The following is a 22660-nucleotide window of genomic DNA, read 5'->3' on the forward strand; positions in this document are numbered from 1 at the left end:
GTGGAGGAGGACCGCACCCTGCGGGCCCTGGGCCTGGACGAGGCCCCGCGCGAGCATCCGCTGCTGTATCCGGGCGCGTGGCCGCGCGAGTCGGGGACGCTCGACGGGGAGCGGCTGGTGCCGCTGGAGCGTCTGGTGTTCGAGGACCGGGTGCCGGTCCTCGCGGTCGGCTCCAACGCCTGCCCCGGTCAGTTGCGGCACAAGATGGCCGAGTCCGGGGTCGTCACGCCGCTGCCGATGGTGCGCGCGCGGGTGACGGGCGTCGGGATCGGCGTCTCGGCGCACGTCAGCCGTATGGGATACGTGTCCAACTCCCCGGTCGCCGCCGCGGGGAGGACGCGGGAGCTGCTCGTCCTCTGGCTCGACGCCCAGCAGCTCGCCGTGATCGACGCGAGCGAGGGCGTGCCTAGGCCGGACGGCAACTTCCGTCGCGTCTGGCTGCCGGCACCGGACGTGCGGATCGAACTCGCCGACGGCTCGGCGCTGTCCGGCGCCCACGTGTACGTCAACCGCCACGGCGTGCTGCACGACGGCACCGGGGCGCCGCGCGCCCACCCCGGCCAGCGGCCGCTGCTCACCGACCTGCTGGAGAACGTGCCGGGACTGCGGGAGTTGTTCGGCGCGTCGCCGGAGGAGTTCAGCGCGCGGGCCCGCGCCGACCCGGCGCTGTGCGCGCGGGGCACCCGGCTGTTCGCGGAGCACGGGATGGTGACGGCCTGCGGTCTGGAGCGGTACGCGGGCGCCCGGCGGTACGGGGGACCCGGCTCCGGGGCGTCGCCGTCGCCGCCCCCGGCGTAGACGCCGTCGCCCGGGCACCGGTGCCGCCCCTCCCTCGCCGGTCCGCACCCGTCCGCGGTCTAGGGGGTGGGGACGACGGCAGGAACCGTCGCCTCCTCGGGCTCCCAGCGCAGGAGATCGCCCGGCTGGCATTCGAGCACCTCGCAGAGCGCGGCGAGGGTCGTGAAGCGTACGGCCTTGGCCCGGCCGTTCTTCAGCACGGCCAGGTTGGCCGGGGTGATCCCGACGCGTTCGGCGAGCTCGCCCACGGACATCTTCCGCCTGGCCAGCATCACGTCGATGTCGACGGCGATCGGCATCAGATCACCTCGGCCAGCTCGGCCTGCATCCGCGACGCCTCGACGTCCCGGGCGACGGCCTGTGCCAGGAGCATCCGCAGGACGAGGACGATGAGCGCGATCCCCAGGACCGCGAGGCCGGCTCCGCCGATCAGGAGCACGACGCCCGGCGCCACCGCCTCGCCCGGCGCGAGGAGCGCTCCGCACGTGAACACCAGCAGGGCCGCGGCGACGAACGCGCCGATGACGACGTGCACGTAGCGGAAGGCGGCATCGGAGAAGACCGTCCCGCGGCGGGCCATCGTCACCAGCCGCCAGACGCAGACCAGGACGGTCTGGGCCGCCAGGACGGTGAGGACCACGACGACGAGGAGCGGGGTGCGCAGGTGCGCGTACTCCGCGTCCAGCCCGTCGAGGTCGCTCGCCAGCAGGGGCACCATCACCGTCTGCACGCCCAGTGAGCCCGCCAGCAGCGCCACGATCACGGTGCGCAGCGCGAGCACGGTCAGTCGTCCCATCGCCCCTCCTTCACTCGAATCACGATGGGAATCTATCGAGTTTCGATAGCTCAGGCAAACGGGCGTCGGACCGCCCCGGGCGGCCGGCGACGCGGGGCGAAGCCCTCCAGGTCCGCCCGGGTCAGGCCGGCGGCCCGGGCGACCTCGGCGGCGTCCAGGGCACCGCAGTCGAGGCCCCGCAGCAGGTACCCGGCGAGTGCCCTGGCGGTCGCTGGCTCGTCCATGACGTCGCCGCCGGCCCGGCCGGCGTAGCGGGCGAGGCGGGCGGCCGCCCGCTCGTAGCCCTCGCGGTAGAAGGCGAAGACGGCCGCGTACCGGGTGGGGAGGTGGCCCGGGTGCATGTCCCAGCCCTGGTAATAGGCACGGGCGAGGGCCCGGCGGGTGAGACGGTAGTGCAGGCGCCAGGCGTCGTGGACCTGCCCGGTGGACCCGACGGGCAGCACGTTGGTGGAGCCGTCCGAGAGGCGCACGCCGGTGCCCGCGGCGGCGACCTGCATGACGGCCTTGGCGTGGTCGGCGGCCGGGTGGTCGCTCGCCTGGTACGCGGCGGCGACACCGAGGCAGGCGCTGTAGTCGAAGGTGCCGTAGTGCAGGCCGGTGGCGCGGCCCCCGGCGGCGTGGATCATGCGGGCGACGGCCGCGGTGCCGTCGGCGGCGAGGATGGACTGGCTGGTCTCGATCTGGATCTCGAAGCCGATCCGGCCCGGCTCCAGGCCGCGCGCCTCCTCGAAGGCGCCGAGGATCCGGGCCATGGCGGTGACCTGCTCCGGGAAGGTGACCTTGGGCAGGGTGAGCACCAGCCCGTCGGGCAGACCGCCGGCGTCCATCAGGCCGGTGAGGAAGACGTCGAGGGTGCGGATGGACCGCTCGCGCACGGCGGCCTCCATGCTCTTCACGCGGATGCCCGCGTACGGGGCGGCGCCGGCTCCCGCGTGCGCCTCGGCGATCAGCCGTGCCGCGCGGGCCGCGGCCTCGTCCTCCTCGGCGTCGGGACGGCTGCCGTAGCCGTCCTCGAAGTCGACACGCAGGTCCTCCACCGGCTCGCGTGCCAGTTTGGCGCGGACGCGGCCGTACACGTCCTCGGCCAGCGCGTGGTCCAGTCCGAGGACGGAGGCGAGGGAGGCGGCGTCGGGAGCGTGTTCGTCGAGGGCCGCGAGGGCCCGGTCACCCCAGGCGCGCGGGGTGCCGGCGGCGAAGGCGTCGCCGGGCACGTACACCGTGTGGACGGGCTGGCGGGTGCCGGGGTCCCCGGGATAGCGGCGTTCGAGTTCGGCGTCGACCGGGGCGAGCCGGGCGCCGATCTCCTCGGCCACGGCGCCCGCGAGGGACGTCTCCACCCGCTCCTGCCGCCCCTCGTCCATGCGCAGCCTCCCGGAATTCCGCGATACGGAATCAACAATTTGTAGAGGAAGCTAGCGGGCGCCGCTCGGGCCGGTCAACACCGTCGCGCCGGGTGCCCGGCCGCTCCCCTCGCCATGCTGACATCCGTCTGGCACCGTGTGCCCGTGCCGACTCATCGCCGTGTCACGCGCCGTCCCGTGCTGGCGGGCGCGCTCGCCGCCTCGGTCGCCCTTCCGCTCTCCAGTACGGCGCTGTCACCGGGTCCGGTCGCGCCGGACGGCCGCCTGCACGTCATGTCCTTCAACCTGCGGTTCGCGAGCACGGCCGAACCGAACAGCTGGGCGGTCCGCAGACCGGTGACGCGCCGGCTGCTGCGCCGGGAGCGCCCCCACGTCATCGGCACCCAGGAGGGCCTCCACCGGCAGCTGCGCGACATCGAGGCCGACCTGGGACCGTCGTACGGATGGGTCGGCACCGGACGGGCGGGCGGCAGCCGGGACGAGTACATGGCGGTCCTCTACGACACCCGCCGGCTCGCCCCGCTGGAGCACGACCACTTCTGGCTGTCCGGCACCCCGGACATCACCGCCTCGAACACCTGGGGCAACGCCCACCTCCGCATGGCCACCTGGGTGCGCTTCCGCGATCTGCGCGCCGGGGGCGGGGAGTTCTGCGTCCTGAACACCCATCTGGACAACGGCAACCGGGACGCCCGCGAGCGGTCCGCGGCCCTCGTCGCCGAGCGCGTGCGTGAACTCGCCCGCTCCGGGCCGGTGATCGTGACGGGCGACTTCAACGTCCCGGCCGGCTCCGGCCCCGTGTACGGCACGATGCTGGGTGCCGGGCTCCTCGACACCTGGGAGGCGGCAGCCGAACGCGGGAACGCCTACGGGACGTTCCACGGGTTCCGGCCGCCGGTACCGGACGGCGCGCGCATCGACTGGATCCTGGCCACGACGGGGACCACGGTGCACCGGGCCTCCGTCAACACCTTCGCGGCGGACGGGCAGTTCCCGAGCGATCACCTCCCCGTCCAGGCCTCGCTGACCCTGTGACGCGCCGGGGCCCCCGCGACCGGTACGGTCGCGGGGGCCCCGGACGGGTGCCTTCGGTGATCAGCCCTTTCGGGTCTTGATCTCCTCGGTCAGCTGCGGCACGACGTCGAACAGGTCGCCGACGACGCCGTAGTCGACCAGGTCGAAGATCGGGGCCTCGGCGTCCTTGTTGACGGCCACGATGGTCTTCGAGGTCTGCATGCCCGCACGGTGCTGGATCGCGCCGGAGATGCCGGAGGCGATGTAGAGCTGCGGCGAGACCGACTTGCCGGTCTGGCCGACCTGGTTGGTGTGCGGGTACCAGCCGGCGTCGACCGCGGCACGCGAGGCACCCACGGCCGCGCCGAGCGAGTCGGCGAGCGCCTCGATGATCGCGAAGTTCTCCGCGCCGTTGACACCGCGGCCACCGGAGACCACGATCGCGGCCTCGGTCAGCTCCGGACGGCCGGTCGACTCGCGCGGCGTCCGGCCGGTGACCTTGGTGCCGGTCGCCTGGGCGGAGAAGGACACGCTCAGGGCCTCGACCGCACCGGCGGCCGGGGCGGCCTCCACGGCGGTCGAGTTCGGCTTCACCGTGATGACCGGGGTGCCCTTGGAGACACGGGACTTGGTGGTGTACGAGGCGGCGAACACCGACTGCGTGGCCACCGGGCCCTCGTCGCCGGCCTCCAGGTCGACGGCGTCGGTGATGATGCCCGAGCCGAGACGCAGCGCCAGACGGGCGGCGATCTCCTTGCCCTCGGCGGAGGAGGACACCAGCACGGCGGCCGGGGAGACGGCCTCGTGGGCGGCCTGGAGGGCGTCCACCTTCGGCACGACCAGGTAGTCGGCGTACTCGGCGGCCTCGTGGGTGAGGACCTTCACCGCGCCGTACTCGGCGAGCGTGGCGGCGGTGTCCGCGGCGCCGTTGCCCAGCGCGACGGCGACCGGCTCGCCGACGCGGCGGGCCAGGGTCAGCAGCTCCAGGGTGGGCTTGCGGACGGCACCGTCCACGTGGTCGACGTAGACGAGAACTTCAGCCATGGGACTTCTTCTCTCCTGCTTGCGAGGTATGAGGGGCGGTGAGCGGGCTGAGCCTCGTGGCTCAGATGAACTTCTGGCCCGCGAGGAACTCGGCGAGCTGCTTGCCGCCCTCGCCCTCGTCCTTGACGATCGTGCCGGCGGTGCGGGCCGGACGCTCGGCCGCGGAGTCGACCGTGGTGTAGGCGTTCTCCAGGCCGACCTCGTCCTCGTCGATGTCGAGGTCGGACAGGTCCCAGGACTGAACCGGCTTCTTCTTCGCCGCCATGATGCCCTTGAAGGACGGGTAACGCGCCTCGCCCGACTGGTCGGTCACCGACACGACCGCGGGGAGGGAGGCCTCGAGCTGCTCGGAGGCGGCGTCGCCGTCACGGCGGCCCCTGACGGTGCCGTCCCCGACGGACACCTCGGACAGCAGGGTCACCTGCGGCACGCCCAGGCGCTCGGCGAGCAGCGCCGGCACGACGCCCATGGTGCCGTCGGTGGAGGCCATGCCGGAGATGACCAGGTCGTAACCGGCCTTCTCGACCGCCTTGGCCAGGACCAGGGAGGTGCCGATGGCGTCGGTGCCGTGCAGGTCGTCGTCCTCGACGTGGATCGCCTTGTCGGCGCCCATGGACAGCGCCTTGCGCAGCGCGTCCTTGGCGTCCTCCGGGCCCACCGTCAGTACGGTGATCTCCACGTCGTCGTCGGAGTTCTCCGAGATCTGCAGCGCCTGCTCGACCGCGTACTCGTCCAGTTCGGAGAGCAGACCGTCCACATCGTCACGGTCGACGGTCAGGTCATCGGCGAAGTGCCGGTCGCCAGTGGCGTCGGGCACGTACTTCACAGTGACAACGATCCTCAAGCTCACGCCGGCTCTCCTACTGCATCGTCATTTCTGGCTGCCTGCCTGCAGGCAGCATAGGCGCCTGAAGCGGGCGATCACGGTCGGGGCGACCCACGCTCCGAACCACATATTACTCGTCAGTACATCCAGTTCTTTCCCGCTAAGCAAGCGCTTTGAACTGTGACCTTCGCAACGCAGCGTAACCGGAACTCGACCCGCCCGCGACCAGGCGGGACCCCGGCTCAGTCGCGCAGTCCGCTGAATCTCCCCTGGTGGTACAGGAGCGGACGGCCGTGGCCGGTGGGGTCGCCCAGCAGCACCTCGGCGATCACGATCCGGTGGTCGCCCGCGGGCACCCGCGCCACCACCCTGCACACCATCCAGGCCGGTACGTCGTCCAGCACGGGGACGCCCTCGGGCCCCTCCCGCCACGAGGTGGCCGGGCCGAAGCGGTCGGCGCCGCTGCGCGCGAAGGTCGCCGCCGTCTCCCGCTGGTGCTCCCCGAGGAGGTGCACGCCGACATGGTCGCTCGCCGCGATCACGGACCAGCTGGAGCTTCCCGTACCGATCCCGAAGGACAGCATGGGGGGCTCCGCCGAGACGGAGGCGAGCGAGGTGGCGGTGAAGCCGACCGGGCCGCGGTGACCGCGCGCCGTGATCACGGCGACGCCGGCGGCGTGCCGGCGGAAGACGGAGCGCAACAGCTCGGGCGAGGCGGGGCGGGCGGTGCCGAGGCCGGACGTGGCCGTCATCCCATGGTCCTTCCGCGAGAGGTGACGAGCGGGTTCGCGGCTGCTCACCGGCCCGGTCGGCGCACACGCGCGGCGCGGGCGGCCACCGGGAGACCGGGTACCCGCCGGGGACGAAGGAGTTCCGAGGACATGGAGTCAGGCTGACTACGTGTGGCATGCACAGTCAAGCCGGTCCCCCGATGTGGGAGATGCCTCACCGTGACCCCGGCGGAGCTCACACCGCCTCGCCCAGCGCGGCGATGACGTCGGCCTTGCGCGGCTGCCCGGCCGCGCGCCGGACCTCCCGGCCCGCCGCGTCGAGAACCAGCACCGTGGGCGTCCGCACGATGCCCAGCCGGCGGACGAGGTCCAGACGGGCCTCGGCGTCGATCTCCACATGGGTCACGCCCGGCACCAGGGCGGCCACCTCGCCGAGCACGCGGCGGGTGGCGCGACAGGGCGCGCAGAAGGCGGTGGAGAACTGCACCAGGGTGGCGCGTTCCCCCAGTTCCACGCCCAGTGCGGCCATCGCCCCGGCGTGCGCGCCCCGCCGTCCCTCGTCGTCCCGGTCTCGCACTGGTCCTCTCCCGCCCTGGGTCCGCCGTCAGCCGTCTCCAGCGTCCGCGGAGGCCCGTGCATTCCCCGGTGTCACACAAAAACCGAGGTGGATCAGGGTGGACGTGACGAGAATCTCGCCGCCGCGGGGCACCAGGACTGGTTCACCGGCCGTTCTTCGGGCACCATCTGCGACAAGCCGTAAACCTACGGCTGCGTAACTTTCGACTGGGAGCTTCCTTCCCAGGCAGAGAAGGAAGGGTTCTCACCCGCCCATGGCAGAACTCGTCTACCGGCCCGTCGTCGGCTTCGCCCGCACCCTGTTCAAGGTGTGGGACCTCAAGATCGACTGCCAGGGTTCGGAGAACATCCCGCGCTCGGGCGGCGCCGTGCTGGTCAGCAACCACATCAGCTACCTGGACTTCGTCTTCAACGGACTGGCGGCGCTCCCCCAGAAGCGCCTCGTACGTTTCATGGCGAAGGAGTCGGTCTTCCGGCACCGCGTCTCCGGTCCGCTGATGCGCGGGATGAAGCACATCCCGGTGGACCGCAGGCAGGGCGAGGCGGCGTACGAGCACGCGCTGCGGTCACTGCGGTCGGGCGAGATCGTCGGCGTCTTCCCGGAAGCGACCATCTCGCAGTCGTTCACGCTGAAGAGCTTCAAGTCGGGAGCGGCGCGCCTGGCCCAGGAGGCGGGCGTACCGCTGATCCCGATGGCGGTGTGGGGCACGCAGCGGCTGTGGACCAAGGGGCACCCGCGCAACTTCAGACGCAGCCACACCCCCATCACCATCCGGGTGGGCGAGGCGGTCGAGGCGTCCAGGGACAAGTACGCGGGCGCGATCACCCGTCAGCTGCGGGAGCGGGTGCAGGAGTTGCTGGAGGCGGCGCAGCGGGCGTACCCGGTGCGGCCGAAGGGTCCGGACGACACGTGGTGGATGCCGGCGCACCTCGGGGGCACGGCCCCCACCCCGGAGCAGCTCCGCCAGTCCGAGACCCACTGATTTCCCACCCGTCACGCCCCCGGCCGCCGCGGCTTCCCCCCGGCCGCGGCGGGCACCGCCGGGACGGAGCCGGGACGGGTCAGAGGACGGTGGGCAGGGCCCGCCAGAGGTGGGGGCGGTCGGGGGCCGAGCGCAGTGCGTCCAGCACGGCGGGATGCGGTGCCGCGTACAGGACCGGATGGTCCCGCTGGCCCGACGCCGCGTCGGCCGTGAAGGCCAGCCTCTCCCCTTCCAGGGAGAACCTCGCGTCCACTCCCGGCTTGTTGCCCCGCGGATCCTGCCGGTGCCAGGCGCCGTGGAAGCGGACGGCGACCAGGCCGTGGACCACGCCGAGGTACTGGTAGCACAGCGCGGTCGGGATGTCCTCGGCGCGCAGCAGCGCGGCCAGGGCGTGGGCCTTGGCGTAGCAGATGCCGGTGCGCCGCTCCAGCACGTCGGAGGCGCGCCAGGTGACCCGCAGGTCCCCGGAGTCCTGCGAGTGCGCGATCGTGTCGCGCACGAAGTCGAACGCCACCCGCGCATACTCATACGAGTCGTCCACGTCCCGAGCCAGCCGCTTCGCGGTCTCGCGGACCCGTGGATGGTGATGGTCGATCACCTCGTCGGCGGCCAAGTACGCGGAGAGGTCCGGATTTTCCTGGATGAGCTGCATGGCGCCAGAGCATAGGTATGCGGCCGACCGGGAGTCAATGAATTTCCGATCGACCGCATATTTATGCACGCATCGCTAGCGGGCCATCTCCTCCTTCAGCGCCGCCACGAACGTGTCCACGTCGTCCTCGGTGGTGTCGAAGGCGCACATCCACCGGACGTCGCCCGCCGCCTCGTCCCAGAAGTAGAAGCGGAAGCGCTTCTGCAGGCGCTCGCTCACCTCGTGCGGCAGCCGTGCGAAGACGGCGTTGGCCTGCACCGGGTAGAGGATCTCCACCCCGTGGACGGCGCGCACGCCCTCCGCGAGGCGCTGGGCCATCTCGTTGGCGTGCCGGGCGTTGCGCAGCCACAGGTCCCTGGCGAGCAGGGCCTCCAGCTGCACCGACACGAAGCGCATCTTGGAGGCCAGCTGCATGGACAGCTTGCGCAGGTGCTTCATGTGCCGGACGCCGTCCGGATCCAGCACCACGACCGCCTCGCCGAACAGGGCGCCGTTCTTGGTGCCGCCCAGCGAGAGCAGGTCGACACCGGCCGCGTTGGTGAGGGTGCGCAGCGGCACGTCCAGCGTGGCGGCGGCGTTCGCCAGCCGGGAACCGTCCACGTGCACCTTCATGCCCCGCGCGTGGGCGTGCTCGCAGATGGCGCGGATCTCGTCCGGCGTGTAGACCGTGCCCAGTTCGGTGGCCTGGGCTATGGACACGACCTGCGGCATGGCGCGGTGCTCGTCGTCCCAGCCGTACGCCTCCCGGTCGATCAGCTCGGGGGTGAGCTTGCCGTCCGGGGTGGGCACGGTGAGCAGCTTGATGCCGCCGACCCGCTCCGGGGCGCCGCCCTCGTCCACGTTGATGTGGGCGCTGTCGGCGCAGATGACCGCGCCCCAGCGGTCGGTGACCGCCTGGAGCGCCACCACGTTGGCACCGGTGCCGTTGAACACCGGGAACGCCTCGGCCGTCGGTCCGAAGTGGCTGCGGATCACCTGCTGGAGGTTCTCGGTGTAGGCGTCCTCGCCGTACGCGACCTGGTGCCCGCCGTTGGCCACGGCCAGGGCGGCGAGCACCTCCGGGTGGACCCCGGCGTAGTTGTCGCTGGCGAAACCGCGCACGTCCGGGTCGTGATGACGACGCGCGTCGGTCCTCGGTGGGTTCACGGCTTCTCGGTCAGCCACAGACGGTTTCCGTTCACTTCCGCGGCGGGCTTGTCCCAGACGCCGACGACGGCCTCGGCGAGGTCCTTGACGTCCGTGAAGCCCGCGAACTTCGCGTTGGGGCGGTCGGCGCGCATCGCGTCGTGCACCAACGCCTTCACGACCAGGATCGCAGCCGCCGAGGTCGGCCCCTGCTCACCCCCGGCCTTGCGGAAGTAGTCGGCCATGGCGAGCGTCCACGCCTCGGCGGCGGCCTTGCCGGCCGCGTAGGCGGCGTTGCCCGCGGTGGGCCGGGTCGCGCCGGCGGCGCTGATCAGGACGTAGCGGCCACGGTCGCTGCGCTGGAGCGCCTCGTGGAAGGCGAGGCTGGTGTGCTGCACGGTGCGGACCAGCAACAGCTCCAGGAAGTCCCAGTCGTCGAGGCTGGTCTTGGTGAAGGTCTCACTGCCGCGCCAGCCGCCGACGAGGTGGACCAGACCGTCGACGCGGCCGAACTCCTTCTCCGTGCGGGCGGCCCACTCGCGGGTGGAGTCCAGGTCCAGCAGGTCGACCGTGTCACCGGTGACGGTGGCGCCGCCGTGCGCGTAGCGCGCCGCGTCGACGGCCTCCGCCAGCCGCTCCGGGTCGTTGTCCGAGCCGACGACGGTCGCTCCCGCCTCGGCCAGCCTGAGCAGCGCCGCACGTCCCGCGGGTCCTCCCGCGCCGGCCACCGCGATCACCGCACCGTCGAGCGCCCCGTTCCCCATGATTCTCGCCTCCTGAGCAGTGTTGCGAACGAGATCGCTCACGCGGCGACCCGCTCGGCGCTGTCCGCGGTGATGCCCCTGGTCGAGGCGATCACGTTCTTCAGCTTCTTGGACAGTGCCTCATAGAACATGCTCAGCGGAAACTCGTCCGGAAGCACGTCATCGACGAGCTTGCGCGGCGGCAGCGTGAGGTCGAGGGCGTCGGGACCCTTGGCCCACTTGGAGCCCGGGTGCGGGGACAGGTAGGCGGAGACCAGTTCGTAGCCGGCGAACCAGTGGACGAGCTTGGGACGGTCGATGCCGTCGCGGTACAGCGTCTCGATCTCGGCGCAGAGCTGGTTGGTGACCTGCGGGGCGCGCTCCCAGTCGATGGCGAGCTTGTTGTCGGTCCAGCGGACGACGTCGTGCTTGTGCAGGTAGGCGAAGAGCAGCTGGCCGCCGAGGCCGTCGTAGTTGCGCGTCCGCTCGCCGGTGACGGGGAAGCGGAACATGCGGTCGAAGAGCACCGCGACCTGGACGTCACGGGCCTGCGGGACGCCCTCCCCGGCGAGCTTCACGGCCTCCTTGAAGGCGGTGAGGTCGCAGCGCAGCTCCTCCAGGCCGTACATCCAGAACGGCTGGCGCTGCTTGATCATGAACGGGTCGAAGGGCAGGTCGCCGTGGCTGTGGGTGCGGTCGTGGACCATGTCCCAGAGCACGAACGCCTCTTCGCAGCGCTTCTGGTCGTGCACCAGGGCGGCGACGTCCTCGGGCAGCTCCAGGCCCAGGATGTCGACGGCGGCCTCGGTGACGCGGCGGAAGCGGGCCGCCTCGCGGTCGCAGAAGATGCCGCCCCAGGTGAAGCGCTCGGGGGCCTCGCGCACGGCGATGGTCTCGGGGAAGAGCACCGCGGAGTTGGTGTCGTAGCCCGAGGTGAAGTCCTCGAAGGTGATGCCGCAGAACAGCGGGTTGTCGTAGCGGGTGCGCTCCAGCTCGGCCAGCCAGTCGGGCCAGACCATGCGCAGCACGACCGCCTCGAGGTTGCGGTCGGGGTTGCCGTTCTGCGTGTACATCGGGAAGACGACCAGGTGCTGGAGGCCGTCCTCACGGTCCCTGGCGGGCTGGAAGGCGAGCAGCGAGTCGAGGAAGTCGGGCACCTCGAAGCCGCCCTCGGCCCAGCGGGCCAGGTCCTTGGCCAGGGCCTCGTGGTAGGCGCGGTCGTGCGGGAGCAGCGGGGAGAGCTCCTCGACGGCAGCGGCCACGGTGCGTACCGCGTGCTCGGCGTCGGCGCGGGCCGGGGCGCCGTCGGCGTCGAAGTCGATCGAACCGTCCTTGGACTGCCAGGGCCGGATCCGCTCCACGGCATCCTTGAGCACGGGCCATGCCGGGTGCTCGACCACCCTGGTCACCGAAGGAACCTGCCCCTCGGTACCCACCTGCACAAGAATCTCCGTCATGTCCCATCCTCCACAAGAAAACCTCGCGTGGGGAGACCGTATACACAGCGGCTTCCTCCCAGCAAGGGGGACTTCCGGAAATTATCCTGCCGCACCCCGGGCTTCACCGCATTTTTTCCTGCGGAACACCGGGGGTGACGACACTGCGCGCAATCGCTGTGCGGCCACTGGACGCGGCGGGCACAGGCGATACGGTCCAGGAGGGCCGCAGGGACGCGGTCCCCCGCCGCCGTCGACGGAAGCGAGTCGAGTCTTGAACTTCCTCACCATCGGTCACCGCGGAGTCATGGGTGTCGAGCCCGAGAACACCCTCCGGTCCTTCGTCGCCGCCCAGGAGGCGGGCCTCGACGTCATCGAGCTCGACCTGCACCTGAGCAAGGACGGCGCGCTGGTCGTCATGCACGACACGGACGTGGACCGCACGACGGACGGCACGGGCGCCGTCGCCGACAAGACACTCGCCGAACTGCGCGCCCTGGACGCGGGGCGCGGCGAGCGGGTCCCCCTCTTCGAGGAGGTACTGGACGCCGTGCGGACCCCGCTCCAGGCCGAGATCAAGGACGTACGGGCGGCCAGGGCGCTGGCCGCCGTGATGAACGAGCGGGGGCTGGCCGGCCGGGTCGATGTCTCGTCGTTCCACGACGAGGCGATCACCGAGATCGCCCGGCTGGTGCCCGGGGTGCGCACGGCGCTCATCGCGAGCCGGTACGGCACCGACGTCGTGGACCGCGCGGTCGCGACCGGCGCCTCCGCCGTCTGCCTCAACATCCGCCGGCTCACCCTGGAGATCACCGAACGGGCCCGGAAGGCGGACCTCGCGGTGATCGGCTGGGTGGTCAACACCCAGGACCACCTCAGGCTGGTGCGGGCCCTCCAGCTCGACGGGGCGACCACCGACTACCCGGAGATCAAACGCACCGGCCGCTTCACCGCGTGAGCGGCCGGTGGCGGTGCGCCGGTCAGATCAGTGCCTTCACCAGCAGCTCGAACTGCAGATCGTCGCGCTGGGGGATGCCGAAGCGCTCGTCGCCGTACGGGAAGGGCGTCATCCGCCCCGTACGGCGGTAGCCGCGCCGCTCGTACCAGGCGATCAGGTCCTCGCGGACGGAGATCACCGTCATGTGCATCTCGTCCACGCCCCAGGTCTCGCGCGCCCGGCGCTCCGCCTCGGCGATGATCCTCCGGCCGAGCCCGCCGCCCTGGAGGGCGGGGCTGACCGCGAACATGCCGAAGTAGGCGTACGCGCCGCGGTGTTCGAGCTGGCAGCAGGCGACGACGCGGCCCTCGCGCTCCACCGTCAGCAGCCGGCTGTCCGGGGACCTGACGACGTCGAGCACGGCCTCGGGGTCGGTCCGCTGCCCCTGCAGGATGTCCGCCTCGGTGGTCCACCCGGCCCGGCTGGACTCCCCCCGGTACGCCGACTCGATCAGCGCGACGAGCGCGTCCACGTCGGCGTCGGTGGCGTCGCGGAAGGTCAGTACGGAGTCGGTGGCGGATTCCATGGCCGGGCCCCCTGGTTCGTGTGCGCCGCTTCCGGCGTGGTTCGGACGGGGACGAGACTAACCCGGGCACTACGCTCGGCCGCATGGTGCACGTACTGAGCAGCCGTACCCTGCTCCGCCCCGCCGACCCCGACCGCTCCCGCGCCTTCTACGGCGGACAGCTGGGCCTCGCCGTCCACCGCGAGTTCGGCACCGGCCCGGAACGGGGCACCGTCTACTTCCTCGGTGGGGGCTTCCTGGAGCTCTCCGGACGCTCCGACGCCTCCGCCCCCGCCTCGCCTGACGTCCGGCTGTGGCTCCAGGTCGAGGACGTCGCGGCGGCGCACGCGGAGCTGGAGTCCCAGGGCGTCGGGATTGTCCGTCCGCCGGTGCGGGAGCCGTGGGGCCTGGTCGAGATGTGGATCGAGGACCCGGACGGGGTCCCCATCGTCCTGGTCGAGATCCCGTCCGGCCATCCGCTGCGGTACCGGCCGGGTATCTGAGACGGCGCCGCCGCGGACCGGGACCGGGAGGGGCGGCGGGCCCGCCGCCGGGTCCTCAGGCACGCAGCGCGCCCAGCCGCCCCTCCAGCTGCCCGAGCAGGGTTGCGAGCAGCGCGGCGAGCTCACCGCGTTCCGGGGCGTCGAGGCCGGACAGTACGGCCGTCTCGTAGGCGAGCTGCGCGGGCAGGATGCCGTCGACCGTGTCGCGTCCGGCGTCGGTGAGCCGGACGTGGGCGACCCGGCGGTCACGGGTGTCGCCGCGGCGCTCCACCAGCCCGCGTTCGCCGAGCTGCTTGAGGCGCTTGGTGACCGCGGCGCCCGAGGAGAAGGTCTCGCGGGCCAGCTCACTCGGGGTCAGCTCGTGGCCGGTGCGGCGCAGCGCGCCGAGCAGGTCGAACTCCGCGCGGGACAGGCCGGCCCGGCGCAGCGGGGCGTCCTCCGCCTGCTGGAGCAGGGCGGCGCAGCGGTTGATGCGGCCGATGACCTCCATGGGGCCGGTGTCCAGACCGGGGTGGACGGCCCGCCACTGCCGGACGACCGCGGCGACGGTGTCGTCCCGCCGGTCCCGCGGGGCGGCGCCGGTGTCCGGGGGCCCCTCGTCGCCGGTCGCCGGTGGTCCTTCGGTCGCCGTCATGGCCGTGCGTCCTCCGTGTGCGTGCTGGTGCCGGGGAGCGGCCCCTGGCGTCGTACCGTCGCCGCGAGCGTACGGTGTCCCGACTGCTCGGCGAGCACGACCCGCTCCTGGGGCACCGCACGCTGCCACCACTCGCCGGACGCGGCGTCGGCGGCGGCCCGCAGGCCGACCAGGACGCCGGCGAGGTGCCGCCGGGCGGCGGCCAGGGCCGCGGGCGCGGCCTGCGGGTCGGCCAGCAGGCGGGCGGCGCCCTCCCGGGCGCGGTCGACGGCGGTGAGCGCCTCCTCGACGCGGTCGCCCGCCCTGCGGTTGGTCACCAGCAGGGCCGCGGCGAATCCGGCCAGGGCGCCGACGAGGGTGTCCACGACGCGGTCGGTGACCAGCTCGCCGGCCGGCCGGTGGCCGGGGAACTCGGTGACCAGCAGGGCGAGGGGGGTCACGCAGACGCTGCCGAGCCAGTAGTTGCGGCTGATGAACGCCTCCGCGCCGAAATTGAGGACGAGGCAGCACAGGACGAGGGCGAGCGGGCCGAGGTGGGCGACCGGGGCGACGGCGGCGAAGACCAGGACGCCGACCAGGTTGCCGACGACCCGCTGGACGGTCCGGCTCCAGGTGAGGGTGATGTTGGCCTGGTGGAGCGCGGCGGCGGTGACCAGGGCCCAGTAGGGGCGGCCGACACCGAGGGCGAGGGAGGCGTAGCCGGCGAGCGCGCAGCCGAGGGCGGTGCGGACGGCGATCGGGGTGAGTGCCCCGAGCCCGCTCCGCGGGGAGCGCGGCGCGGCGGCGCGTTCCGCGGCCACGCCCAGGAGCTCGTCGGCGCCCGTGCGGGGGTCGCCGGGGCGCGGTACCGGGCCGGTGCCGCGCAGGCCGCGGGCCCAGCCGCGCAGACGGGCGGGGTCGGCGTCGGCCGGCGCGGCGAGCGCCACCTCGGCGCGGACCACGAGCCGTTCGAGCCCCCGGCGGGTGCCCGAGGGACGGCTCCCCGCGGCCGACAGCGACTGCCACGCGGCCTGCACGGCGCCGTAGGCGTCGGCGCGGGCGCGCGGGTCGCCCTCCCCGGCTTCCGCCGTCTCGGCGTACGCGGCGGCGGACCTCAGGGCGTGGGCGGTGGCCCGGCGCTCCGGGCCGTGCGGCCGGCACAGCGCCGGCGCCATGCCGACCAGCCAGGCCCACGCGCCCGCGGCGGCGGTGAGCGCGAGGTGGCCGGGGACCTGGCCGAGGGTCTGGGGGACGAACAGTGAGGCCGAGCTGACGAAGATGAGGATGACGTGGGCGGGCGGACCGATGCGGGTGGCGTCGCACAGCGCCTTCTGCACGGCGGCCAGTACGGCGCCGACGGCGACCAGGGCGACGGCGTCCCGGGTGAGCGAGGCGGCGACCAGCGCCGTGCCGAGACCGCCGAGCATGCCGAGCACCACCCATGCCAGCGCCCTCGCCCGGGCGGCGTACGGGCGGTTGTGGGCGTACAGGGCGCACAGGGACCCGGCCATGGTGTACGTCGCGAGATCGAGCCGGCCGAGCGCCACCAGGAGCAGGCTGGGCGGGGCGACCGCGGCGACCACGCTGAGGGCGGGCTTGAACCAGATGTCGGAGGGCCGCCCGAGGCGCAGTGCGCCGGCGAGCGGGAGGCGCCGGGCGGAGGGGGTGGGGAGGGCACTGCTCATGGCGGACAAGATTAGCAGATAATTTACCGGTAAAACGACGCGCTGACCTGCCGCGCTCCCCCGAACGCTCCCCGTGTACCCCTGTGCGCCCGCGTGCCCGTCGCCGGGGAAGGGCATTCCCTGACCGACCGCCGTACGGGTCGAGGGGGGAGGTTCGCGTGCACGGACCGGCGTCGTCCGGCTGGCTGCTGGTCGCGCTCTGCGCGGCGACCGGCGCCTACTGTCTGCTGCGGATGCGCAGCCGTGTGGAGGAGCAGCGCCGGGCCGCGGGCGGCGAGGCGCTGATGGGGTTCGGCATGGCCGTGATGGCGGTGCCCGCGACGGTGGTCGCCCCGCCGTCCTGGGCCTGGCCGGCGCTCGCCGTGGTGTTCGGCGCGGCGGGCCTGCACGCGCTGTGGGCGGCCCGCGGCGGCGCCCGCCACCTGCACCATCTGGTGGGCGCCGGTGCCATGGTCTACATGGCGGTGGCCATGGCCGCCTCCCCCGGCGGCGCGCACGGACCCGGGCACGGCGGCTCGGGCGTCCCCCTGCTGACCGGCGTCCTGTTGCTCTACTTCGTCGCGTACGTGCTGGTGTCGGGCGTCCGCCTGGTGCCCGGGCCCGCCGTACCGGGGGGCACGGCGGGCCCGAACTGGGGCGACCGGCCGGAGCTGGCGCGAGCCTGCCGGCTGTCCATGGCGATCGGGATGGTGGCAATGCTGCTGACGATGTGAGAGGTCCCCGGCCGCGGGACCGTTGTCTGCGTCACTCGGGGCCGTTGGACCGTACCGCCGGGCGGCCCGCGCTCGTAGGCTGCGCACATGATCCTCCCCGCGGTCCTGCTGATGCTCGGCGTCCTGACCGCTGTCGCGGGTCCCCGGCTGCTGGCCCGGGCCGACTGGCCGGACCGCGAACCGGTGCTGGCGCTGTGGGCGTGGCAGTGCGTGATCGCCGCCGTACTGCTGTGCTGCGCCCTATCGATGACGTTCAGCGCGGCGGCCGCGTGGCACGCGGTGGGCGGCCAGGTGTTCGCCACCGCGCCCCGCGCGGTCGTGGAGGCGTACTCCCTCGGCACCGCGGGGACCGGGGCCGCGACCACCGCGGTGGCGCTGGCGTGCGGCGGGCTGTGGAGCGCCGCGATGCTGCTCAGGGAGATCGCGCGGGCCCGCGCACGGCGCCGGTCCCGGCGTGCCGGGCTGCGCCTGCGGGCCCCGCTGCTGCCCGGCGAGGAGCCGGGCTCCGAGCGTCTGGTCGTCCTCGAGGGCGAGCGGCCCGACGCCTGGTGGCTGCCGGGCAGCCCGCCCCGGCTGGTCGTCACCACGGCCGCGCTGCGCCGCCTGACGGGCAGGCAGCTGGACGCCGTCCTGGCCCACGAGCGGGGCCACGCCCGGGCCCGGCACGACTGGCTGCTGAACTGCTCCTCGGCGCTGGCGGGCGGGTTCCCCCGCGTCCCGGTGTTCGCGGCGTTCCGCGACGAGATGCACCGGCTGGTCGAACTCGCCGCCGACGACACGGCTTCCCGGCGCGTCGGCCGGCTGACCACGGCCCTCGCCCTGGTCGAACTGAACGAGCACCGGGGGGTGTTCGGCCCCTGCCCGGACCTGCGGGCCCAGGTGCCGGCCCGGGTGCACCGGCTGCTGACTCCCGCCGACCGGCTCAGCGCGGGGCGGCGGCTGCGGCTGACCGCGGTGGCGTCCCTGGTGCCGGTGCTCCCCGTCCTGGTGGCGTTCGTGCCGGGATTGCGGGCACTGGGATAGTCCGCGGACCGAGCAGGGTCCGGCGGCGGTGACAGGACTGGCCCCGGAAGCCGCCGGTCCGCAAGGATCGCTTCATGCACACCCCCGACACCGACTCCCCGCCCGGACCCCCTCGGCAGCGGACCGCGCGCCTGCCCGCGGGCGTGCTGGCGCCGGCCTCGGCGCTGGTGCTGGTGCTCGTCGCCGTCGAATGGAGACCGCTGCTCCGCCTGGACGGCGACATCGCCCGCACCACCCACCGCTGGGCGGTGGCGGAACCCGGGCTGACCCGAGCCGCCCGCATCCTGACGGACTGGGTCTGGGACCCGTGGACCATGCGGGTGCTGTGCGCGGTGGCGGCGGGGCTGCTGGTGTGGCGGTACGCGGACCGGTGGACCGCCGGGTGGCTGGTGCTGACGGTCGCCGTCGCGACGGCCGTGCAGCAGGGCCTGAAGGCCGCTCTGGACCGCGCCCGTCCCGTCTGGCCCGATCCGGTCGACTCCGCGCACTACGCGGCCTTCCCGTCGGGACACGCCATGACCGCGACGGTCGTCTGCGGGCTCCTGCTGTGGCTCGTGCACCGTCACGGCGTGGGCCGCGTCCTGTGGCGTACGGCGCTGGCCGTCGCGGTCGTCTCGGTGGCCGGCGTCGGCCTCACCCGGGTCTGGCTCGGTGTCCACTGGCCGACGGACGTCCTGGGCGGCTGGCTCATCGGCGCCCTGGTGGTGACCGTGGCGGTGGGCGTCCACCGGCGGCGCCACCCGCACGGGACGGGGTGACCGCCACCGCTCGGACGAGCCGGCGCCGGCCGTCTTGGGCGATCCCCCGCGTCGCCCAAGACGACCGGCAGCCGGGAACGGGCGCGAAGGCCCGCCCGACGCGCTGAGTATAGTTGGCTGCCAGCCAGTCAACGCAGGAGTCCAGCATGTCCCCGCGCAGCGCCCTGGTCAATGAAGAGTTGCGGAGGCGTTCGAAGGAGCGGCTGCTGCACGCCGCCGTCGAACTGGTCGGGGAACGCGGGTACGAGGCGACGACGCTCGGCGACATCGCCGACCGGGCGGGGTCCGCGCGAGGTCTGGTCTCGTACTACTTCCCGGGAAAACGCCAGCTCGTGCAGTCCGCCGTGCACCGGCTGATGCACCGCACCCTGGAGGAGGCGCTGGAGCGCGAGCCGCGCACCGGGGACGGCCGGGAGCGGATGGCGCGGGCCATCGACGCGATCCTCGGCCTGGCGCGGGAGAGGCCGGTCCTGATGCGCCAGCACATGGCGGGCCTGCTGCAGGCCGAGGGCTTCCTGCCCTGCCCGGAACAGCGGCGTCTGGGCGAACTGCTGAGCGACACCGTCGCCCGGCACGGCTCCGACAACGTCGAGGCCGGCTACCCGATGCTGCGCGCCCTGCTGATGGGCGCCGTGTACGCGGCCGTGATGCCGGGGGCGCCGATGCCCGTGCCCGTACTGCGCGCGGAGCTGTTCGCACGCTACGGGCTCGACTGGGAGTCGGGGGTCCCGCCGGACACCGGAGCGCCCGGCGGGACGTGTGCGGAGGACCGGACGGACACGGCCCGGTTCTTCGCGACGGAGCCGGAGGCTCAGTCGAAGTAGTCCGGCTGCGTCTGCACGTTGAGCTCACGCATGTGGACCCAGCGGGCCGGGTCCGTGCGCCGGTCGTCGATCTTCAGGACGTCGAAGCCCTTGGCGATGTCGTTCGAGTAGATGTAGCCGTTGTAGTAGTACGCCGACCAGGAGCCGCCGGTGGTGATGCGGTCGGTGGTCAGCGGACCGCGCTCGAAGTACGCGATCTCCCTGGGCTTCGAGGAGTTGGTGAAGTCCCAGACCGAGACGCCGCCCTGGTACCACGCCTGGACCATCAGGTCCCGGCCGCGGACCGGGATCAGCGAGCCGTTGTGGGCCACGCAGTTCTCGGTGTCCGCCTGGTGGCGCGGGATCTTGAAGTAGCTGCGGAAGACGAGCTTGCTCCGGTCCCCCTTGCCGACGATGTCGTAGATGCCGTTGGCGCCGCGGTTCGGGCCGATCTCCGCGTTGCAGGTGGCGCCGCCGCCACCGCCCAGTTCGTCGGTGAAGACGACCTTGTTCGCCTTCTGGTTGAAGGTCGCCGAGTGCCAGAACGCGAAGTTGACGTTGTCCTGCACCCGGTCGATCACCTTGGGCCGCTCGGGGTCCTTGATGGAGAACAGGATGCCGTCGCCCATGCAGGCACCGGCGGCCAGGTCCCTGGAGGGCAGGACGGTGATGTCGTGGCAGCCGGTGGTCTTGGAGACACCCGGGTTGGTGGGCGCGCCCGGGTTGCCGCCGCCGTCGGGGCCCTCACCCGGGAACAGCACCGGGAAGCCCACGACCGCCGCCTTGTGCGGTGCCTTGCGCGGCACCTTGATCACGGAGATGCCGTCGTGCGGCGGCCGGCAGTCGGGGTACGCCGCGTTCGGCGAGTACGAGGAGACGTAGACGTAGACGTTCTTGCGCTCGGGCACCAGCGTGTGGGTGTGCGAGCCGCAGGCGGTCTCGACGGCCGCGACGTAGCGCGGGTTGCGCTTGTCGCTGATGTCGAAGACCTTCATTCCCTCCCACGAGGACTTCTCGGTCGCCGGCTGCGTGGTGCTGTTGCAACTGCTGTCGCTGCGCGAGGAGTCGGTGGACAGGAAGAGCAGGTCACCGGAGACGGAGATGTCGTTCTGCGAGCCCGGGCACAGGACCTGGGCCACCGTCTCGGGCGCCTTGGGGTTGCTGATGTCGAAGATGCGGAAGCCGTCGTAGTTGCCGGCGAACGCGTAGCGGCCCTGGAAGGCCAGGTCCGAGTTGGTGCCGGACAGCGCGTCCTTGGGGATGTTGGCCACGTGCCGGATGTTGTCGGAGTGGACGACCTCGTCCTGGCCGGGTATCTCGCCGTTCTCGATGGCCTCGCGGGCCTCGGCCCGGTCGCTGCTCGAGACCTCCTTCTGCGCGGCGGGCGAGTCCCCGGGGTCGGGGATCGCGGCGGCCGGCGAGGCGGTGAGCAGGGCGGCCAGCAGACCTCCGGCCGCCGTGACAACTCCCAGCCGTCTGCGCCGGGTTCGGGAACCTCTCAACAGGATCACTGTTTTCCTCCCTCGTTCCGTTCACATCGGAACGGTTTTCGCTCCGGCAGTATCGTCTTCGGCATGCACATACCAACAGGGGGCAACGCCATCGCAACAAAGTTTTTTGATCAATGTTGCGCGGAAGCGTGCTAGGACGGTCGTCGACGCTCACGAGGCGTCCCGCCCCGCTCCCCGGAGGAGCGCACCGCCAGCCACAGGAGGTCCTTGTGCACTACCGCCGTGTGCCACGCCTGTCCGTCCTCACCGCCGGGCTGACCGCTCTGGCCGTCCTCGGGCTCGTGAGCTGCGACTCGGGCGAGGAGAAGACCAAGTCGTCAGCGGCGAGCGGGCCTTCGGTCATCGCACCCGGTGAACCCGGTGGGCAGAACCGGACCCTGTCGGCCGAGGAGGCCTCGCGGCAGCGCACGGAGGACGACTCCCCCAACTCCGCCGACGTCTCCTACGCGCGGATGATGATCGAGCATCACGCGCAGGCCCTCGAGATGACGGACCTCGCGGCGGACCGTGCCGAGTCGCCGGGCATCGTCGCGCTGTCCGGGCGCATCTCCGCCGCCCAGAAGCCGGAGATCAGCGCGATGAAGGGCTGGCTGAGGAGTCACGGCAAGCCCGAGCGGGACGAGGGGCACGGGCACGACCACGCGACGATGCCCGGCATGGCCACCCAGGCCCAGCTGAAGCAGCTCCGCGCCGCCGGGGGCAAGGCCTTCGACCAGCTCTTCCTCACCTTGATGATCACGCATCACCAGGGGGCGATCACCATGTCCGCCGAGGTGAAGGGGCAGGGCAACAACATCTGGATCGAGGAGATGGCGGACGAGGTGGTAGCCCAGCAGACGAGTGAGATCAGCCGGATGCGCGACATGCTGTGACGGCCGGTCGCCCGCTCCCGGCCGCCCGCGCGCGACCGGGAGCGGGTCTGCCGGCGCCGGCGGCCGGAGGCGCCCTTCAGCGGCGGGCGTGCCGCGGGGGCAGCAGCCCCGCGTCGCGTGTCCGGCCGATGAGTCGGAGCGCGCCGCGCCGGCTGTACCCGGTCTCGTCCATCACGGCGAGCACCGGATCGGCGCCGCGTTTCTGCGCCTCGCGGTAGGCCCGTGCCACGACGCCCCACGCCCCGCGCCCACGCGGCCGGACGGAGCCGTCGTCGCGGTGCGCGCCCGTACCCACCGGGTCGCCGGGGTCCGGCCCGGCGCCGTCACCGCAGGCGCGCGCCAGCGGACCCTCGATCCAGTCGGCGAACACGGCGAGGTCCTCCAGGGTGAGCGCCGGCCGGGCCTGGACGTCCTCCACACAGACCCATCCGTCACAGACCGTCGCGAGCGCGTCGATCCTGGCCCCGTCGCCGAAGGCGAGCCGCACATGGAGCCACCGGGTCGCCCGTTCCCCCTCGCGCACCTCCCACGCGGGCCACACGGACACCGCACCCTCCGCAGGAGAGCGATCGGAAAGCTGAAGAGAAGCTGC

Annotated in this window: 26 protein-coding genes; 10 read left to right on the forward strand and 16 right to left on the reverse strand. The window is 72.8% G+C overall.

What is annotated here, in order from left to right:
* Positions 1 to 798 (forward strand): hypothetical protein, encoded by a 798-nt coding sequence (locus IE118_RS17680; RefSeq protein ID WP_189558889.1) that lies wholly within the window; start codon positions 1 to 3, stop codon positions 796 to 798.
* Between the two features lie 59 nt (positions 799 to 857).
* On the opposite strand, the gene IE118_RS17685 is transcribed toward IE118_RS17680, so the two are convergent.
* The 3 genes from IE118_RS17685 to IE118_RS17695 are packed head-to-tail and all read right to left on the reverse strand — an operon-like array spanning position 858 to position 2955.
* A complete protein-coding gene (locus IE118_RS17685; RefSeq protein ID WP_189558890.1) occupies positions 858 to 1097 on the reverse strand; it encodes a helix-turn-helix domain-containing protein in 240 nt (79 codons plus the stop codon).
* Complete coding sequence (locus IE118_RS17690) at positions 1097 to 1594, reverse strand: DUF2975 domain-containing protein (protein WP_189558891.1); 498 nt, start codon at positions 1592 to 1594, stop codon at positions 1097 to 1099. Before IE118_RS17690 ends, IE118_RS17685 begins: the two co-directional genes overlap by 1 nt.
* A gap of 50 nt (positions 1595 to 1644) precedes the next feature.
* Positions 1645 to 2955 (reverse strand): DUF6986 family protein, encoded by a 1311-nt coding sequence (locus IE118_RS17695; RefSeq protein WP_189558892.1) that lies wholly within the window; start codon positions 2953 to 2955, stop codon positions 1645 to 1647.
* A gap of 144 nt (positions 2956 to 3099) precedes the next feature.
* On the opposite strand from IE118_RS17695, the gene IE118_RS17700 reads away from it, so the two are divergent.
* Positions 3100 to 3990, forward strand: coding sequence for an endonuclease/exonuclease/phosphatase family protein (locus IE118_RS17700; RefSeq protein ID WP_229846845.1), 891 nt, complete (start codon positions 3100 to 3102; stop codon positions 3988 to 3990).
* Positions 3991 to 4050: 60 nt separating this feature from the next.
* Here IE118_RS17700 and IE118_RS17705 read toward each other — a convergent pair whose 3' ends face one another.
* The 4 genes from IE118_RS17705 to IE118_RS17720 all read right to left on the reverse strand — a co-directional run bounded on the left by IE118_RS17705 (position 4051) and on the right by IE118_RS17720 (position 7147).
* Positions 4051 to 5013: an electron transfer flavoprotein subunit alpha/FixB family protein gene (locus IE118_RS17705; protein WP_189558894.1), complete on the reverse strand. Its 963-nt coding sequence runs from the start codon at positions 5011 to 5013 to the stop codon at positions 4051 to 4053.
* A gap of 61 nt (positions 5014 to 5074) precedes the next feature.
* The gene (locus IE118_RS17710) at positions 5075 to 5863 is read right to left on the reverse strand and encodes an electron transfer flavoprotein subunit beta/FixA family protein (protein WP_189558895.1); all 789 of its coding nucleotides are present in this window, start codon (positions 5861 to 5863) and stop codon (positions 5075 to 5077) included.
* Between the two features lie 218 nt (positions 5864 to 6081).
* Positions 6082 to 6591: a flavin reductase family protein gene (locus IE118_RS17715; RefSeq protein ID WP_189558896.1), complete on the reverse strand. Its 510-nt coding sequence runs from the start codon at positions 6589 to 6591 to the stop codon at positions 6082 to 6084.
* Between the two features lie 214 nt (positions 6592 to 6805).
* Positions 6806 to 7147, reverse strand: a complete 342-nt coding sequence (locus tag IE118_RS17720; RefSeq protein ID WP_189558897.1) for a TlpA family protein disulfide reductase — start codon at positions 7145 to 7147, stop codon at positions 6806 to 6808.
* Between the two features lie 253 nt (positions 7148 to 7400).
* On the opposite strand from IE118_RS17720, the gene IE118_RS17725 reads away from it, so the two are divergent.
* A complete protein-coding gene (locus tag IE118_RS17725; RefSeq protein ID WP_189558898.1) occupies positions 7401 to 8129 on the forward strand; it encodes a lysophospholipid acyltransferase family protein in 729 nt (242 codons plus the stop codon).
* Positions 8130 to 8208: 79 nt separating this feature from the next.
* On the opposite strand, the gene IE118_RS17730 is transcribed toward IE118_RS17725, so the two are convergent.
* The 4 genes from IE118_RS17730 to IE118_RS17745 all read right to left on the reverse strand — a co-directional run bounded on the left by IE118_RS17730 (position 8209) and on the right by IE118_RS17745 (position 12106).
* The gene (locus IE118_RS17730; RefSeq protein WP_189558899.1) at positions 8209 to 8781 is read right to left on the reverse strand and encodes a transglutaminase domain-containing protein; all 573 of its coding nucleotides are present in this window, start codon (positions 8779 to 8781) and stop codon (positions 8209 to 8211) included.
* Positions 8782 to 8856: 75 nt separating this feature from the next.
* Positions 8857 to 9927 carry a threonine aldolase family protein gene (locus IE118_RS17735; RefSeq protein WP_189558900.1) on the reverse strand — a complete coding sequence of 357 codons (1071 nt, stop codon included), beginning with the start codon at positions 9925 to 9927 and terminating at the stop codon, positions 8857 to 8859.
* Positions 9924 to 10670, reverse strand: coding sequence for an SDR family NAD(P)-dependent oxidoreductase (locus IE118_RS17740; RefSeq protein ID WP_189558901.1), 747 nt, complete (start codon positions 10668 to 10670; stop codon positions 9924 to 9926). The genes IE118_RS17735 and IE118_RS17740 overlap by 4 nt, the downstream gene beginning before the upstream one ends.
* Positions 10671 to 10708: 38 nt before the next feature.
* Complete coding sequence (locus IE118_RS17745) at positions 10709 to 12106, reverse strand: DUF6421 family protein (protein ID WP_189558902.1); 1398 nt, start codon at positions 12104 to 12106, stop codon at positions 10709 to 10711.
* A 253-nt stretch (positions 12107 to 12359) separates the two neighbouring features.
* Between IE118_RS17745 and IE118_RS17750 the strand changes: the two genes are divergently transcribed.
* On the forward strand, positions 12360 to 13043 hold the full coding sequence (locus IE118_RS17750; RefSeq protein ID WP_189558903.1) for a glycerophosphodiester phosphodiesterase: 684 nt from the start codon (positions 12360 to 12362) through the stop codon (positions 13041 to 13043).
* A 22-nt stretch (positions 13044 to 13065) separates the two neighbouring features.
* Here IE118_RS17750 and IE118_RS17755 read toward each other — a convergent pair whose 3' ends face one another.
* Positions 13066 to 13608: a GNAT family N-acetyltransferase gene (locus IE118_RS17755; protein ID WP_189558904.1), complete on the reverse strand. Its 543-nt coding sequence runs from the start codon at positions 13606 to 13608 to the stop codon at positions 13066 to 13068.
* A gap of 83 nt (positions 13609 to 13691) precedes the next feature.
* On the opposite strand from IE118_RS17755, the gene IE118_RS17760 reads away from it, so the two are divergent.
* Positions 13692 to 14090, forward strand: coding sequence for a VOC family protein (locus IE118_RS17760; RefSeq protein ID WP_189558905.1), 399 nt, complete (start codon positions 13692 to 13694; stop codon positions 14088 to 14090).
* Between the two features lie 55 nt (positions 14091 to 14145).
* Here the strand turns inward: IE118_RS17760 and IE118_RS17765 are convergent, their stop codons facing one another.
* Positions 14146 to 14724 carry a MarR family winged helix-turn-helix transcriptional regulator gene (locus tag IE118_RS17765; RefSeq protein ID WP_189558906.1) on the reverse strand — a complete coding sequence of 193 codons (579 nt, stop codon included), beginning with the start codon at positions 14722 to 14724 and terminating at the stop codon, positions 14146 to 14148.
* The gene (locus tag IE118_RS17770; RefSeq protein WP_189558907.1) at positions 14721 to 16388 is read right to left on the reverse strand and encodes an FUSC family protein; all 1668 of its coding nucleotides are present in this window, start codon (positions 16386 to 16388) and stop codon (positions 14721 to 14723) included. The genes IE118_RS17765 and IE118_RS17770 overlap by 4 nt, the downstream gene beginning before the upstream one ends.
* 158 nt (positions 16389 to 16546) lie before the next feature.
* Between IE118_RS17770 and IE118_RS17775 the strand changes: the two genes are divergently transcribed.
* The 4 genes from IE118_RS17775 to IE118_RS17790 all read left to right on the forward strand — a co-directional run bounded on the left by IE118_RS17775 (position 16547) and on the right by IE118_RS17790 (position 19706).
* Entirely contained in the window at positions 16547 to 17101 is a 555-nt protein-coding gene (locus IE118_RS17775; protein ID WP_189558908.1) for a DUF5134 domain-containing protein, read from the forward strand.
* Between the two features lie 87 nt (positions 17102 to 17188).
* A complete protein-coding gene (locus IE118_RS17780; protein ID WP_189558909.1) occupies positions 17189 to 18124 on the forward strand; it encodes a M56 family metallopeptidase in 936 nt (311 codons plus the stop codon).
* Between the two features lie 74 nt (positions 18125 to 18198).
* A complete protein-coding gene (locus IE118_RS17785; protein WP_189558910.1) occupies positions 18199 to 18882 on the forward strand; it encodes a phosphatase PAP2 family protein in 684 nt (227 codons plus the stop codon).
* 146 nt (positions 18883 to 19028) lie between these two features.
* Entirely contained in the window at positions 19029 to 19706 is a 678-nt protein-coding gene (locus IE118_RS17790) for a TetR/AcrR family transcriptional regulator (RefSeq protein ID WP_189558911.1), read from the forward strand.
* On the opposite strand, the gene IE118_RS17795 is transcribed toward IE118_RS17790, so the two are convergent.
* A complete protein-coding gene (locus tag IE118_RS17795) occupies positions 19694 to 21196 on the reverse strand; it encodes an LVIVD repeat-containing protein (RefSeq protein WP_189558912.1) in 1503 nt (500 codons plus the stop codon). The genes IE118_RS17790 and IE118_RS17795 overlap by 13 nt on opposite strands.
* A 209-nt stretch (positions 21197 to 21405) precedes the next feature.
* On the opposite strand from IE118_RS17795, the gene IE118_RS17800 reads away from it, so the two are divergent.
* Positions 21406 to 22068 (forward strand): DUF305 domain-containing protein, encoded by a 663-nt coding sequence (locus IE118_RS17800; RefSeq protein WP_189558913.1) that lies wholly within the window; start codon positions 21406 to 21408, stop codon positions 22066 to 22068.
* 76 nt (positions 22069 to 22144) lie between these two features.
* On the opposite strand, the gene IE118_RS17805 is transcribed toward IE118_RS17800, so the two are convergent.
* Entirely contained in the window at positions 22145 to 22615 is a 471-nt protein-coding gene (locus IE118_RS17805) for a DUF6214 family protein (protein WP_189558914.1), read from the reverse strand.
* Positions 22616 to 22660 lie beyond the last annotated feature (45 nt).

It is taken from the genome of Streptomyces pilosus (assembly GCF_014649835.1).
Taxonomy (GTDB): domain Bacteria; phylum Actinomycetota; class Actinomycetes; order Streptomycetales; family Streptomycetaceae; genus Streptomyces; species Streptomyces pilosus.

Bases quoted from the DNA above. Each gene is read 5' to 3' on its own strand.
- IE118_RS17695 (WP_189558892.1), bottom strand. From the start codon at position 2,955: ATGGACGAGGGGCGGCAGGAGCGGGTGGAGACGTCCCTCGCGGGCGCC.
- IE118_RS17755 (WP_189558904.1), bottom strand. From the start codon at position 13,608: ATGGAATCCGCCACCGACTCCGTACTGACCTTCCGCGACGCCACCGAC.
- IE118_RS17760 (WP_189558905.1), top strand. From the start codon at position 13,692: ATGGTGCACGTACTGAGCAGCCGTACCCTGCTCCGCCCCGCCGACCCC.
- IE118_RS17725 (WP_189558898.1), top strand. From the start codon at position 7,401: ATGGCAGAACTCGTCTACCGGCCCGTCGTCGGCTTCGCCCGCACCCTG.
- IE118_RS17765 (WP_189558906.1), bottom strand. From the start codon at position 14,724: ATGACGGCGACCGAAGGACCACCGGCGACCGGCGACGAGGGGCCCCCG.
- IE118_RS17705 (WP_189558894.1), bottom strand. From the start codon at position 5,013: ATGGCTGAAGTTCTCGTCTACGTCGACCACGTGGACGGTGCCGTCCGC.
- IE118_RS17780 (WP_189558909.1), top strand. From the start codon at position 17,189: ATGATCCTCCCCGCGGTCCTGCTGATGCTCGGCGTCCTGACCGCTGTC.
- IE118_RS17715 (WP_189558896.1), bottom strand. From the start codon at position 6,591: ATGACGGCCACGTCCGGCCTCGGCACCGCCCGCCCCGCCTCGCCCGAG.
- IE118_RS17770 (WP_189558907.1), bottom strand. From the start codon at position 16,388: ATGAGCAGTGCCCTCCCCACCCCCTCCGCCCGGCGCCTCCCGCTCGCC.
- IE118_RS17690 (WP_189558891.1), bottom strand. From the start codon at position 1,594: ATGGGACGACTGACCGTGCTCGCGCTGCGCACCGTGATCGTGGCGCTG.
- IE118_RS17730 (WP_189558899.1), bottom strand. From the start codon at position 8,781: ATGCAGCTCATCCAGGAAAATCCGGACCTCTCCGCGTACTTGGCCGCC.
- IE118_RS17740 (WP_189558901.1), bottom strand. From the start codon at position 10,670: ATGGGGAACGGGGCGCTCGACGGTGCGGTGATCGCGGTGGCCGGCGCG.
- IE118_RS17745 (WP_189558902.1), bottom strand. From the start codon at position 12,106: ATGACGGAGATTCTTGTGCAGGTGGGTACCGAGGGGCAGGTTCCTTCG.
- IE118_RS17790 (WP_189558911.1), top strand. From the start codon at position 19,029: ATGTCCCCGCGCAGCGCCCTGGTCAATGAAGAGTTGCGGAGGCGTTCG.
- IE118_RS17685 (WP_189558890.1), bottom strand. From the start codon at position 1,097: ATGCCGATCGCCGTCGACATCGACGTGATGCTGGCCAGGCGGAAGATG.
- IE118_RS17785 (WP_189558910.1), top strand. From the start codon at position 18,199: ATGCACACCCCCGACACCGACTCCCCGCCCGGACCCCCTCGGCAGCGG.